We start from the raw sequence: 12,952 nt of genomic DNA, 5'->3' as shown, positions 1-12,952 counted from the left end.
GCGGATCGCCACCACTCTACCGCGCCGAGGCGCGGCTCAGCCGATCGGCGCCGTCTCTCCGATGAGGCAGATGTCGCCCGACGGCCCGACCGCCGGTTCGTTCCTCGCCACGAAGCTGCGGTCCTCCGCCACGACCTGCCCGATGAGGCAGTCGGACCCGATGCGCACCGAGACGAAGATGTTGTCGGCCGGCAGGTTCGTCTTGCTCTGATCGAAGCTGACCTGCATCGCCGACCGGTCGAAGCCGGCGTCGGCGACGGCCTGCACGATGGGCGCGCCCTGCACGGGCTCGGCGCCCGCGCTGAAGGTGCGCAGCACCTCGGTGAAGTACGGCAGGTTCTCCTCGGCGGTGCCGCCGGGAACGAGCTCCGGGGCGGTCTCGGGCGCCGGGGCCTCGGTGCGCTCCGGGGTCTCCGGCTGCGGGCCCTCGAGCAGGGCGCAGCCGCTCAGCAGTGCAGTGCTGAGACCGAGGGCGAGGCACGCGAGCGCGGCGGAACGACGACGGGAGAGCGGAGCAACAGGCACGCGCCCAGTGTACGCACTCAGGCTCCGGACGACGGATGATCGCTCACAGTTTCGCTCCCGGCCGCAGCCCTCGCAGCACTCCACAGATCACGGCGTCCGACGCGGCAAGGAGCGCGTGCCGGGGCAGGCTGAAGTCGAACGGGCGGATCGGACTCCGCACGGCACGGTCCGCCCGGTCACCCCAGTCCCGCCCTCAGGGCTCAGCGAAGGAGCGCACCATGTCCACCACCGTCACCGTCATCGGCACGATCGCCACCGACCCGCGCACCACCAGCGCACCGGGGAAGGCGACGTTCTGCACGTTCCGCCTCGCCAGCACCGACCGCAGATTCGACCGGGAGCAGAACCTCTGGGTCGACGGCGAGACGAACTGGTTCACGGTCAACGCCTTCCGCAGCCTGGCGGCGCACGCCGGCGCGTCGTTCACGAAGGGGCAGCGGGTCGTCGTGCACGGCCGCCTGCGGGTGCGCCGGTGGGAGACGGAGGAGAAGTCGGGCACCAGCGTCGAGATCGAGGCCGATGCGATCGGGCACGACCTGCGCTGGGGCGTCACCGCCTTCAGCAGACGGACGCCCGCCGAGCCCGAGATCAGCGACAGCCCGGAGTCGCAGGCGGTCGACAGCCCCGAGTCGGAGACGGTCGACGGCTCCGAGGGGTTCGCAGGAGCCGACGCCGGAGCGACGCCGCAGGGCTGGCCGGGCGCGGCGGCCGAGGCCGAGGCGCCGCAGAGCCCCGGCACCGCGTCCGATGCCGGGGCTCCCGTCTCAGGCGCGAGCGCGCTGCGATCGGCCGCCTAGCGCAGATACTGCGAGAACGATGCCCGCACCTTGTTCACCTTCGGCACGGCCACCGCGAGGCAGTAGCCCTGCGTCGGATTCTTGGCGAAGAAATCCTGGTGGTACTCCTCCGCCGGGAACACCTCGCCCAGCGGCTCGATCGTCGTCACGATCTCCCCCGGCCAGAGGTCGCCCGCGCGCGACCGCGCGGCCTCGAACGCCTCGCGCTGAGCGTCGTCGGCCGGGAACATCGCCGAGCGGTACTGCGTGCCCACGTCGTTGCCCTGACGGTTGAGCTGCGTGGGGTCGTGCATGGTGAAGAACGCATCCAGGATCACGTCCGACGGGATGGTCTCGGGATCGAAGGTCACCGCGACGGCCTCCGCGTGACCCGTGCGGCCGGTGCAGACCTGCTCATAGCTCGGCCGCGCGGTGTCTCCCCCGGTGTAGCACGAGAGCACCTCCGTCACCCCGTTCAGCGCGCGATAGGCCGCGTCCAGGCACCAGAAGCATCCCCCTGCGAGTACGTACGTAGTAGTCATGACTCCCCTTCTGCCGACACCCACCACTCGTCGCCGGGAGCAACGGGAGGACGGCGCTTGTGCTCCGTCGCGCGGTATCGGCGCTCCAGGTTCTCAACCGATTCGGGCCCGATCGTGTTCCCGGTGAGGTAGGCATCGATCTCGCGGTACGTCACGCCGAGGCTCGACTCGTCCGACTGCCCCGGCTCGTCGTCGAGCAGATCCGCCGTGGGAACCTTCTGCCACAGGCGCTCGGGCGCTCCCAGCTCCCGCAGCATCGCGGCGCCCTGGCTCTTGGTGAGCCCGCCGAGCGGCACCACATCCGCCGCGCCGTCGCCGAACTTCGTGAAGAAGCCCGTCACAGCCTCCGCGGCATGATCGGTGCCGATCACGAGCAGGCCGCGGTCGCCCGCGATCGCGTACTGCGCGATCATGCGCATGCGGGCCTTCACGTTGCCCCGGTTGAAATCGGTGATGGGGAGGCCCGCGGCGGCGACCGCGTCGGCCATCGCCGTCGTCGCCGGCTCGATGTCCACCGTGACGGTCTCATCGGGTGCGATGAACGACAGCGCGAGCCGGGCGTCGTCCTCGTCGTGCTGCACCCCGTGCGGCAGTCGCACCGCGACGAACGTCGCCTCCCGGCCCTCCGCGCGGAGCCGCTCGACGGCGAGCTGCGCCAGCCGGCCCGCGAGCGACGAATCCTGACCGCCCGAGATCCCGAGCACGAACCCCCGCGAGCCGGGAACGGCGCGCGCGTACTCCACCAGGAAGGCGACGCGGCGCTCGACCTCGCGATCGGGAACGATATCGGCACTGACATCAAGGGCTCGGATGATCTGCTGCTGCGTCTCACTCATAGGCCCACCCTACTCCGCCCGCATTGCGACGGGGTTACACCAGATCCTCGACCGGAAGGAGGCACCGGGGGCCGAGCAGGCCCTTCAGCTCGCCGAACAGATCAGCCGAGATGCGCACCTGCTGCGGAAGCTCGAAGACGCGGATCGCGGTCGACGTCATGAGGTTGATCCGCACCTCGCTGTCGCCGCGGTGCCGGGACAGCGTGTCCTTCAGCTCGTCCATCAGCTTCTCCGTGGCGCGGGCATCGGCGAAGGTGATCGTGAGCGTCGACGCGTCCTCCTGAGCGGAGACGTCGATGGGCTTCACCCCGTACGCGTGCATCGACATCCCGTCGTCGCGGGCGTTCAGCTTGCCGCGCAGCGCCACCACGCAGTCGGGCTGCAGCAGGCTGCCGAACTCCTGATACGACTTCCCCATGAAGAGCGCCTGCACCTCGCCCGTGAAGTCCTCGATGGTCACCATTCCGTAGAGGTTGCCCGACTTGGCGGTGCGATGCTGCACGCTCGTCAGCAGACCCGCCACCGTGACGATCTCGCCGTCGAAGCTCGACGTCGCGTCCGGGTTCGTGATCTGCTGCACCGTGGCGCTGGCCTCCTTGGCGAGCGCCGCATCCAGCCCGCGCAGCGGGTGGTCGGAGACGTAGAGGCCGAGCATCTCCCGCTCGAACGACAGCTTGTCCTTCTTCGTCCACTCCGGGCGATCGGGCACCTGCGACACCGCTTCCGCGGAGCCGCCCTGCGCTTCGGCAGCCTCCGCGAAGAGGCTGTCGAAGTCGAAGCCCACGTTGCCGTTCTCGGCGTCGCGCTTCTCCTTCACCGCGCTCTCGATGGCCGACTCGTGGATCTCGACGAGCGCGCGGCGCGTGCCGCCCAGTCCGTCGAAGGCGCCCGCCTTGATGAGCGACTCGGTGGTGCGCTTGTTCAACGCGGAGAGCGACACCTTCTTCAGGTAGTCGTGGAACGACTCGAAGCGCCCCTTCGACTCGCGCGCCTCGCGCACCGCGTCGACGACGTGCGTGCCGACGTTGCGGATCGCGCCGAGCCCGAACCGGATGTCCGTCCCGACGGCCGAGAAGTTCGCGAAGGACTCGTTGACGGCGGGCGGCAGCACCTTGATGCCCATGCGCCGGCACTCGTTGAGGTAGATCGCGAGCTTATCCTTCGAGTCGCCGACGCTCGTGAGCAGCGCCGCCATGTACTCGGCCGGGTAGTGCGCCTTCAAGTACGCGGTCCAGTAGCTCACCACGCCGTACGCCGCGGAATGGGCCTTGTTGAAGGCGTAGTCCGAGAACGGGAGCAGGATGTCCCAGAGCGCCTTGATCGCAGCGTCGGAGAAGCCGCGCTCCCGCATGCCGCCCGAGAAACCCGCGTACTGCTTGTCGAGCTCCGACTTCTTCTTCTTGCCCATCGCGCGTCGCAGAATGTCCGCCTGGCCGAGGGAGAACCCCGCCACGCGCTGGGCGATCGACATCACCTGCTCCTGGTAGATGATGAGGCCGTAGGTCGTCGACAGGATCTCCTGCAGCGGCTCCTCGAGCTCGGGGTGGATGGGGGTGATCGGCTGGAGCCCGTTCTTGCGCAGCGCGTAGTTCGTGTGCGAATCGGCGCCCATGGGTCCGGGTCGGTACAGTGCGAGCACCGCCGAGATGTCCTCGAAGTTGTCGGGCTTCATCAGCCGCAGCAGGCCGCGCATGGGGCCGCCGTCGAGCTGGAACACGCCGAGCGTGTCGCCGCGCGCGAGCAGCTCGTACGAGGGTGCGTCGTCGAGTTCGAGCCGTTCGAGGTCGAGCTCCTCGCCGCGGTTCAGCCGTATGTTCTCGAGCGCATCCGAGATGATCGTGAGGTTGCGCAGCCCGAGGAAGTCCATCTTGATGAGGCCGAGGCCCTCGCACGTGGGATAGTCGAACTGCGTGACGATCTGGCCGTCCTGCTCGCGCTTCTGCAGCGGGATGATGTCGATGAGCGGATCGCTCGACATGATGACGCCGGCGGCGTGCACGCCCCACTGCCGCTTCAGGCCCTCGAGGCCGAGCGCCGTGTCGTACACGGTCTTCGCCTCGGGGTCCTCCTGCAGCACGGCCCGGAACTCGGCGGCCTCCTTGTACCGCGGATGCTTCTCATCGGTGATGCCCGAGAGCGGGATGTCCTTCGCCATCACCGCGGGCGGCATCGCCTTGGTGAGCTTCTCCCCCATGCCGAACGGGAAGCCCAGCACGCGGGAGGCGTCCTTCAGCGCCTGCTTCGACTTGATCGTGCCGTAGGTGACGATCTGGGCGACACGCTCATCGCCGTACTTCTCCGTCACGTACTTGATGACCTCGCCGCGACGGCGATCATCGAAGTCGACGTCGAAGTCGGGCATCGAGACGCGGTCGGGGTTGAGGAATCGCTCGAAGATCAGGCCGTGCTGCAGCGGGTCGAGGTCGGTGATGCGCATCGCGTACGCCACCATCGAACCGGCGCCCGAGCCGCGCCCGGGGCCGACGCGGATGCCGTTGTTCTTCGACCAGTTGATGAAGTCGGCGACGACGAGGAAGTACCCGGGGAACCCCATCTGCGTGATGACGCCGATCTCGTACTCGGCCTGCTTGCGCACCGCGTCAGGAATGCCGGAGGGGTAGCGGTACTGCAGCCCCGCCTCGACCTCCTTCACGAACCAGCTGTCCTCGGTCTCGCCCTGGGGCACCGGGAACCTGGGCATGTAGTTCGCGGACGTGTTGAACTCGACGTCGCACCGCTCGGCGATGAGCAGCGTGTTGTCGCACGCCTCGGGGAAGTCGCGGAAGATGTGGCGCATCTCCGCGGCCGTCTTCAGGTAGTACCCCGAGCCGCTGAACTGGAACCGGTTCGGGTCGTCGAGGCGGGAGCCCGACTGCACGCAGAGCAGCGCGGAGTGCGCTTCGGCGTCCGACTCGTGCACATAGTGGAGGTCGTTCGTCGCGACGAGCGGGATCGACAGGTCGCGCGCGATCTTGACGAGGTCGGTCTGCACGCGCCGCTCGATCTCGAGCCCGTGATCCATCAGCTCGCAGAAGAAGTTCTCCTTGCCGAAGATGTCCTGGAACTCCGCCGCGGCCTGCCGCGCCTCCTGGTACTGGCCGAGGCGGAGGCGCGTCTGGATCTCGCCGGAGGGGCACCCGGTGGTGGCGATGAGCCCGGCTCCGTAGGTCTGCAGCAGCTCGCGGTCCATGCGCGGCTTGAAGTAGTAGCCCTCGAGCGATGAGTAGCTGGAGAGCCGGAACAGGTTGTGCATGCCCTGCGTCGTCTCGGAGAGCATCGTCATGTGGGTGTAAGCGCCGGCTCCCGACACGTCGTCGCCGCCGCCGTCGCCCCAGCGCACGCGCGTCTTGTCCGACCGGTGCGTGCCCGGCGTGAGATAGGCCTCGATGCCGATGATGGGGTTGAGCCCGTGGTCCTTCGCCTGCTTCCAGAAGTCGAATGCGCCGAAGGTGTTGCCGTGATCGGTGACCGCGATCGCCGGCATGTTCTGCGCGGCGGCGGCCTCCATGAGGGGCCCCACGCGCGCCGCACCGTCGAGCATCGAGTACTCGCTGTGCACGTGCAGATGAACGAATCCGTCGGAATCAGACAAGGTTGAATCCCCTTTCGCCGCTCATCAAGCGTACTCCGCCCGCGCCCCCGCCGGCGTCAGGCGAGCACCCCGCGCACGCGCGGCAGCAGGCGCAGCAGCGCCGACGCGACGAGGCTGAGCGCGCAGGCGAGCAGGGTGACGAGTACGACGCCGATCGTCGGCGGAGCGATCTCCGTCGAGACCCCGAACTGCCGCAGCGCCCAGAGGAAGAGGGGGTGCACCAGGTACACCCCGAACGATGCGGCCGCGACGAAGCCGATCGCCCGACCCCAGCGCGGGGTGAGCCGGTGGGCGTCGCCCCACGCCTTCGCCGCGCAGAACACGGCGACCGAGACCACCGCGACGTTCAGGGTCGTGAAGTCGAAGAAGCGCTCGTCCGTCTCCCCCGCGGCGCGCGAGACCGCGCTCGTGCCCGCGTACGTGACGACGATGCCGACGAGCGCGGCGATCGTCCAGCCCACGAGCGCGCCGCGGCGCATCGCGCCGGTGTGCAGCAGATGGCCGAGCACGAAGTATCCGGCGTAGCCGAGCACGAGGTCGAAGCGCATGGATCCGAGCACATCCCCGAGCAGATCGCCGAGCACCGGGATCCCCGTGAGCAGCGGGAGCACGGCGGTGAACGGCACGGCGAGCGCGACGAAGTACCAGGCGACGCGCCGATCCTCCACGATCTTGCGCAGGATCGGCGTGCCGATGTTCAGCCCGATCAGCGCGAGGAGGAACCAGAGGTGGAAGTGACCGGTGACGGCGGCGGTCGCGAAGTCCCCGAGATCGCCGCTGCCCCCCGGCCCGTACACGTCGAGCGCGGCGTACGCGGAGGACCACACCGCGTAGGCGACGACGAGCCGGGGAATCCGGCGCCGGAACAGGACTCGGAGCGGTACGGGCTTCGCCGGATCGAGGAAGAGCGCGCCCGAGATCATGAAGAAGATCGGGACCGAGAAGCGCAGCGCGCTGTTGATCCACGTCAGCTCGTCCCACCGCGCGGACTCGACGGGGATCTCGTGCCACTCGGTGATCGCCGCGTGGATCATGACGACTGCGAGGATCGCGACGCAGCGCAGCACGTCGAAGTACTCGACCCTGCCGGACGGCGCGCGGCTCCCGCTCGCGCGGCGATCCGGTTCCGTCCTCATACCCGTTCACACTATCGAACCACTCTGGGCGCGCACCTGAGCGCGCAGCCGCGGTCGCCGAGCGGTGGCGGCCAGTCTCCTCGGGGCGCGCGCGGGGTAGGGTGAGCGGGAGACGCGCCCCCGCGGCCGGCAGGCTCCGGCCCGGTGCGCGACCGATTTCGAGGAGAGAACGTGACCGAGACCGCGCCCATCGTGAGCGTCGTGATTCCCGTATACAACTCGATGCCGTACCTCACGGGCACCGTCGAGTCGCTCCTGGCCCAGCAGCTCGCCGCGTTCGAGATCATCGCGATCGATGACGGATCGACCGACGGCTCGGGGGCCGAGCTCGACCGCTTCGCCGCGCTCGACGACCGGGTGACGGTCGTGCACCAGGAGAACAGCGGCTGGCCGGGCATGCCCCGCAATCGCGGGCTCGAACGCGCGCGCGGCACGTACGTCCTGTTCATGGATGCGGACGACACCATGGCACCCGAGGCGCTCCGACTCATGGTGGATCAGGCCGACGAGCACGACGCCGACGTCGTGATCCCCCGGTTCGAGGGCACGGGCGGGCGGCAGGTGCAGGCCCTCTTCGAACGCCACCCGGAGGGGCCGATCGAGCTCGCCCGCGCCATGGAGACGCTCTCGCCGCAGAAGCTCTTCCGACGCGCGATGCTCGAGCGCATCGGTCTCCGATTCCCCGAGGGGCGCGTGCGCCTCGAGGACGGCATCTTCGTGACGCGCGCGTACATCGAGGCGCGACGCATCATGTTCTGCGGAGCCGGGCCGCTCTACTTCATCGCGCTGCGCGACGACGGCGGCAACATCTCGGGCCAGCGCATCGATCCCGAGAATTATGTGGCCTCGTGCCGGCGCATCGCAGAGACCCTGCTGGAAGGGGCGCCCGACCGCGAGGCGGGAGTCTCGCTCGTGCGGCAGTTCTTCGGCCGCAAGGGGCTCCGCTTCTACGCGCCGAAGCGGTGGCTGCGCATGGACGAGGCGCAGCGCGCCCAGTGGGTCGCGCTGCATCGCGACTTCCTGCGCGACCTCCTCCCGGCCGAGGCCGACGCGCGCATCGCGCACCCCACGGATCGCCGCAAGGTCGAACTGATCCGAGCGGGCGACGTCGCGGGGCTCGACACGCTCATCCGGGCGGCGGAGCTGCTCGAGCACACGGGGACGGTCTCGGGGACGCGCGCCGTTCCGGGCGGGATCGAATTGACGGTCGCGGTGCACGCCGCGCACCCGGACGCGCCGGCTCGGAAGGCCGGGGCCGGCCTGCGGGTGCGCCTCGCCGACCGCGTCTACCGCGCGCTGCGACCGCTCATCACGCGACGCGCCGTGCGCGGGGCCAGCCGGGTGGCGGCCGACCTCCTCCTCCGCGATCGTCCGCGGGCGACCCTGCTCCTCTCCGGCCGCAAGCGGGGACGGGCGGCGGCCGTTCCCGGGCGTCTCGCTCCCCCGGCGCCGGCCACGGGCGTAGCTCCGCGCGACGACGCGGCCCCCCGGTACCGGTTCGTGCTGCCGCACGATCTGCTGCGACGCTATCGCGGGGAGCGGGTCGACGCCTGGACGGTGCTGTACGCCGATCGTTCGACGAGCGGCGATCGCGCCCGTCTGACGGCGCAGCCAGGCCTCGACCGTCGCGTCGACGGCGTGCGCGTCTACGCGACGAACCGCGGCAACTTCAGCCTGCAGGTGCGATCGACCCGATGATCGAACGCGACGAGTGGCATCAGCCGCCGAGCGCGTCGAGCGCGAACTGCAGGTCCGCGGGGTAGTCGCTCGAGAAGTGCACCGCCTCGCCGGTTCCCGGGTGCCGGAACCCGAGGCGCTTGGCGTGCAGCCACTGCCGGGTGAGGTGCAGTCGCTCCGAGAGCGTCGGGTCGGCGCCGTACATGCCGTCGCCCACGCACGGGTGTCGCTGCGCGGACATGTGGACGCGGATCTGGTGCGTGCGCCCGGTCTCGAGGCGGATCTCGAGCAGCGAGGCGTACGGGAAGGCCTCGAGCGTCTCGTAGTGGGTGACCGACGGCTTTCCGTCTCGCGTCACCGCGAACTTCCACTCGTGCCCCGGGTGGCGCCCGATCGGCCCCTCGATGGTGCCGGCGAACGGGTCGGGATGGCCCTGCACGACGGCGTGGTAGATCTTCTCGACCTCGCGCGCCTTGAAGGCGCGCTTCAGCTCGCTGTAGGCGCGTTCGCTCTTCGCGACGACCATGAGTCCGCTCGTGCCCGCGTCGAGCCGGTGCACGACCCCCTGCCGCTCGGCCGGTCCCGACGTCGCGATGCGGTACCCCGCTCCCGCGAGGGCTCCCAGCACGGTCGGCCCCTGCCACCCGAGTGAGGGGTGCGCGGCGACGCCCGCTGGCTTGTCGATGACCACGATGTCGTCGTCATCGTGCACGATGCCGAGATCCGGCAGCACCACGGGAACGACTTCGGGGCCGCGCTTCTCCTCCCAGCTGACCTCAAGCCACCCGCCAGCGGTCAGGCGGTCCGATTTGCCGAGCTCGCGGCCGTCGAGACGCACGCCTCCGTCAGCCGCGATCTCGGCCGCGAAGCTCCGCGAGAAGCCGAGCATCTTCGCGAGCGCGGCATCGACGCGATCGCCGACGAGCCCGTCGGGAACGGGAAGGCTACGCTGCTCCACGGGAGTCCTCTCCAGGAGACGTCTCGGCGATCTCCGGTTCGCCGGAGCGCTCGCGCGGGCGGCCGTCGATGTGCACGCCGAGGAGCGAGATGGCCACGAACAGCAGCATCCCCGAGACGATCGCGATGTCCGCGATGTTGTAGATCGCCTCCGGGAAGCCGAGCCACATCCACGGTGTGGAGATGAAATCGATGACGTGCCCCTGGGGGAACCCGGGCTCCCGAGTCAGGCGATCGGTCAGATTGCCGAGCACCCCGCCGAGCAGCAGCCCGAGGAAGAGCCCCCACGGAACCGACTTCAGCCGGCGGATCTGCCAGAGGATCACGATCACGACGACGGCGGCGAGAATCGTGAAGATCCAGGTCGAACCGGTGGCGAAGGAGAACGCCGCCCCCGGATTCCTCACGAAGTGCCAACGAAGGAACTCACCCCAGACGGGAACCGTCTGCCCTTCGACGAGATGGTCGACCACCCAGTTCTTGACGAGCTGATCGGCAGCGAACACCGCTGCCGCCACTCCCAGAAGGAGCAGCGGCACCAGCGCTCGACGCTGTGACCCGGGCGGGGCCTCCGCCCGGTGCTCAGAAGCGTCGCTCACGCTCCGGGTTACTGCAGACCGTCGGGAGCGCCGGCCGGCTCGGGCGAGCCGTCGAGGCCGCGCAGCTGCGACTGGATGTACGACCGCAGCGTCGAGCGGTACTCGCTCTCGAACTGGCGCAGGTCCTTGATCTTGAACTGCAGGTCGCTGCGCTCCTCGCCGAGCTGGCGGAGCTCCTCGGAGCGCTGCTTCTGCGCTTCGTCGACGAGCTGCTTGGCGGTGCGCTCGGCGTCCTGGATCATCTGATCGCGCTTCGCCTCGGCCTCCGAGATGAGCTTGTCGCGCGTCGCCTCGCCCTCGTGCACGTGCTTGTCGTGCAGCTCGAGGGCCAGCTGGAGCATGGCGCTCGACTTCACCGCGTCGGGCTGCGGCACGGCGCCGCCGGTCTCGGCGACCGTCTGGCTCTGCGCGGGTGCGGCCGGCTGCGGCGTCGGCGCCGGGGCCTCGACCACGATGGTCTGCTCGGAGGCGGCTCCCTCGGACTCCGCGCTCTCCGACGCCGGGCTTCCTGCTTCGGCTGCGGCGAGCTTCTGCGTCAGCTCGTCGATCTGAGCGCGCAGCTCCGCCTTCTCCTGCTCGTGCTGACGGAGTTCCTCGACGATCGTGTCCAGGAAATCATCGACTTGATCGAGATCGTATCCGTCGCGGAACTTCGTGATCGTGAACTTCTGGTTCACGACATCTTCGGGAGTCAAGGCCATCGTTACGTCTCTTTCGCTTCGGGACCACTGACGTGGTCTAGAACAACGCTAGCAAATAAAGTCGGGTTCGCGCAGGTGCGCGGGTCGCGGTTACCAGGCGGAGAGGATCGCGATCAGGATCAGACACGAGATCATCGTGAGCAGCCACCCGAGATCGAGCGCGACGCGCCCGAGCCGGATGGGCGGGAAGATCTTGCGGAACATCCGGATCGGCGGGTCGGTCACGGTGTACACGAGCTCGACGAGCACGGCCCACACGCCCCGCGGTCGGAACTGGCGGTTCAGCACCGTCACCCAGTCGAGCACGAACCGGGCCCAGAGCACGAACGTGAAGATTCTGAGTGCCAGCCGGAGGATGAAGGCGATCGCGGCGACGATCTCCACGCTCAGGCCGACGGGGCTACGAAGAACGAACCGCTGTCGTTCTTCTGCGAGAGATCGCTTCCGGTCTCGATATGCTCGGGCGAGAGGAGGAAGACCTTGCTCGTGACGCGCTCGATGCGGCCGCTGAGCCCCATGGTGAGGCCGCTCGCGAAGTCGATCAGGCGCTTCGCGTCGCCATCCGTCATCCGGGAGACGTTCACGATGACGGGGATGCCGTCGCGGAAGCTCTCGGCGATGGTCTGCGCATCGGCGTAAGCGGTGGGGTGCACCGTGAGGATCTCGTTCATCGGCTGCGAAGACGGCTGCCGCGTCGGCGTGACGCGGCGCAGCGGAGTGACCGCGGCCCGCTGGGCCTGCGGGCGCGCGGCCTCCGGCTTCGGCGCCGGGGCGGTCTGCGCAGCGCGCGGGGCTGCCGGCTGGGCCGACTCGGCATTCTGGGCGTCGAGGTCTTCCTCGGCGAGGCCCAGGAACACCATGGTCTTCTTCAGCGGGTTGCTCATGTTTTCTCCCAACGGTGCGGTGGTTCGAGACTACCGGGGCTCCGGGCGTTTCCCGGTGATTGCGCTCCCGATCCTGAGGTGTGTCGCGCCGGCCGCGATGGCCTCGCGATAGTCGTGGGTCATGCCGGCGGAGATCGCATCGGCGCCGGGAGCCAGAGCCCGAACGCGCTCGGAGTAGCCGGCGAGCCGCTCGAATGCGGCGGCGGCCGGCTCTTCGAGCGGGGCGACGGCCATCACGCCGCGCAGCCGGAGCGCCGGAGCCTCGAGCACCCGTTCTGCGAGCCGCTCGAGCTCGTCGGGCGCCGCGCCGCCTCGACCCGGGTCGTCGGTGAGGTTCACCTGGAGGAACGCGTCGATCACGCGGTCGCCGTCGCCGATCGCATCGATGAGACGCTCGCGATCGATCGAGTGGATGGCGTGGGCGTATCGGGCGGCCTGGCGCGCCTTCTTCGTCTGCAGCTGACCGACGAAGTGCCACCGCAGGTCGAGATCGGCGAGGGCCTCGGCCTTCTCCTGCGCCTCCTGGTGGCGATTCTCCCCCACGTCGCGCACCCCGAGTGCCGCGAGCGCCGCGATCAGCTCGGCGGGGTGGAACTTCGTGATGACGATCAGATCGACGTTCTCGGTGCTGCGCCCGGCGTCTCGGCAGGCCTCCGCGATCCCCTCGCGCACGCTCTGCAGACGCTCCTCGAGCTCGGGGAACGCGGCGCCGCTCGCTTCGCTCATG

The 12,952-nt window shown here is 69.4% G+C and carries 13 protein-coding genes; 2 read left to right on the top strand and 11 right to left on the bottom strand.

The features are described 5' to 3' along the window. Positions 1-36 precede the first annotated feature (36 nt). Positions 37-525 carry a DUF6993 domain-containing protein gene (locus BLT44_RS09485; protein ID WP_010157342.1) on the bottom strand — a complete coding sequence of 163 codons (489 nt, stop codon included), beginning with the start codon at positions 523-525 and terminating at the stop codon, positions 37-39. A gap of 218 nt (positions 526-743) precedes the next feature. On the opposite strand from BLT44_RS09485, the gene ssb reads away from it, so the two are divergent. Then, positions 744-1,322, top strand: coding sequence for a single-stranded DNA-binding protein (ssb, locus tag BLT44_RS15785; protein ID WP_010157343.1), 579 nt, complete (start codon positions 744-746; stop codon positions 1,320-1,322). Here the strand turns inward: ssb and msrA are convergent. The 4 genes from msrA to BLT44_RS09460 all read right to left on the bottom strand — a co-directional run bounded on the left by msrA (position 1,319) and on the right by BLT44_RS09460 (position 7,407). Next, positions 1,319-1,843 (bottom strand): peptide-methionine (S)-S-oxide reductase MsrA, encoded by a 525-nt coding sequence (gene msrA, locus BLT44_RS09475; RefSeq protein WP_029608348.1) that lies wholly within the window; start codon positions 1,841-1,843, stop codon positions 1,319-1,321. The two genes, ssb and msrA, sit on opposite strands and share 4 nt — an antisense overlap. Further along, on the bottom strand, positions 1,840-2,679 hold the full coding sequence (gene nadE / locus BLT44_RS09470; protein WP_010157345.1) for an ammonia-dependent NAD(+) synthetase: 840 nt from the start codon (positions 2,677-2,679) through the stop codon (positions 1,840-1,842). The genes msrA and nadE overlap by 4 nt, the downstream gene beginning before the upstream one ends. A 34-nt stretch (positions 2,680-2,713) precedes the next feature. Continuing rightward, positions 2,714-6,220 carry a DNA polymerase III subunit alpha gene (dnaE, locus tag BLT44_RS09465; RefSeq protein ID WP_050803193.1) on the bottom strand — a complete coding sequence of 1,169 codons (3,507 nt, stop codon included), beginning with the start codon at positions 6,218-6,220 and terminating at the stop codon, positions 2,714-2,716. 107 nt (positions 6,221-6,327) lie between these two features. Further along, on the bottom strand, positions 6,328-7,407 hold the full coding sequence (locus tag BLT44_RS09460) for an acyltransferase (RefSeq protein WP_010157347.1): 1,080 nt from the start codon (positions 7,405-7,407) through the stop codon (positions 6,328-6,330). 171 nt (positions 7,408-7,578) lie between these two features. Here BLT44_RS09460 and BLT44_RS09455 point away from each other — a divergent pair, with 171 nt between their 5' ends. Beyond that, a complete protein-coding gene (locus BLT44_RS09455) occupies positions 7,579-9,105 on the top strand; it encodes a glycosyltransferase family 2 protein (RefSeq protein WP_010157348.1) in 1,527 nt (508 codons plus the stop codon). A gap of 19 nt (positions 9,106-9,124) precedes the next feature. Here BLT44_RS09455 and BLT44_RS09450 read toward each other — a convergent pair whose 3' ends face one another. The 6 genes from BLT44_RS09450 to BLT44_RS09425 form a co-directional block, all read right to left on the bottom strand. Further along, complete coding sequence (locus BLT44_RS09450; protein WP_010157349.1) at positions 9,125-10,042, bottom strand: RluA family pseudouridine synthase; 918 nt, start codon at positions 10,040-10,042, stop codon at positions 9,125-9,127. Continuing rightward, the gene (gene lspA / locus BLT44_RS09445; RefSeq protein WP_244887474.1) at positions 10,029-10,640 is read right to left on the bottom strand and encodes a signal peptidase II; all 612 of its coding nucleotides are present in this window, start codon (positions 10,638-10,640) and stop codon (positions 10,029-10,031) included. The genes BLT44_RS09450 and lspA overlap by 14 nt, the downstream gene beginning before the upstream one ends. Positions 10,641-10,648: 8 nt before the next feature. Next, positions 10,649-11,341 carry a DivIVA domain-containing protein gene (locus BLT44_RS09440; protein WP_010157352.1) on the bottom strand — a complete coding sequence of 231 codons (693 nt, stop codon included), beginning with the start codon at positions 11,339-11,341 and terminating at the stop codon, positions 10,649-10,651. Positions 11,342-11,431: 90 nt separating this feature from the next. Then, on the bottom strand, positions 11,432-11,725 hold the full coding sequence (locus tag BLT44_RS09435) for a YggT family protein (protein ID WP_010157353.1): 294 nt from the start codon (positions 11,723-11,725) through the stop codon (positions 11,432-11,434). Between the two features lie 2 nt (positions 11,726-11,727). Next, positions 11,728-12,225 carry a cell division protein SepF gene (locus BLT44_RS09430; protein ID WP_010157354.1) on the bottom strand — a complete coding sequence of 166 codons (498 nt, stop codon included), beginning with the start codon at positions 12,223-12,225 and terminating at the stop codon, positions 11,728-11,730. A gap of 30 nt (positions 12,226-12,255) precedes the next feature. Beyond that, positions 12,256-12,951, bottom strand: a complete 696-nt coding sequence (locus BLT44_RS09425) for a YggS family pyridoxal phosphate-dependent enzyme (RefSeq protein WP_010157355.1) — start codon at positions 12,949-12,951, stop codon at positions 12,256-12,258. Position 12,952 lies beyond the last annotated feature (1 nt).

It is taken from the genome of Leucobacter chromiiresistens (genome assembly GCF_900102345.1).
In the GTDB taxonomy this organism is placed as follows: domain Bacteria; phylum Actinomycetota; class Actinomycetes; order Actinomycetales; family Microbacteriaceae; genus Leucobacter; species Leucobacter chromiiresistens.
The sequence above is the reverse complement of the archived record's forward strand: the minus strand, read 5'-3'. Positions and strand labels throughout refer to the sequence as shown.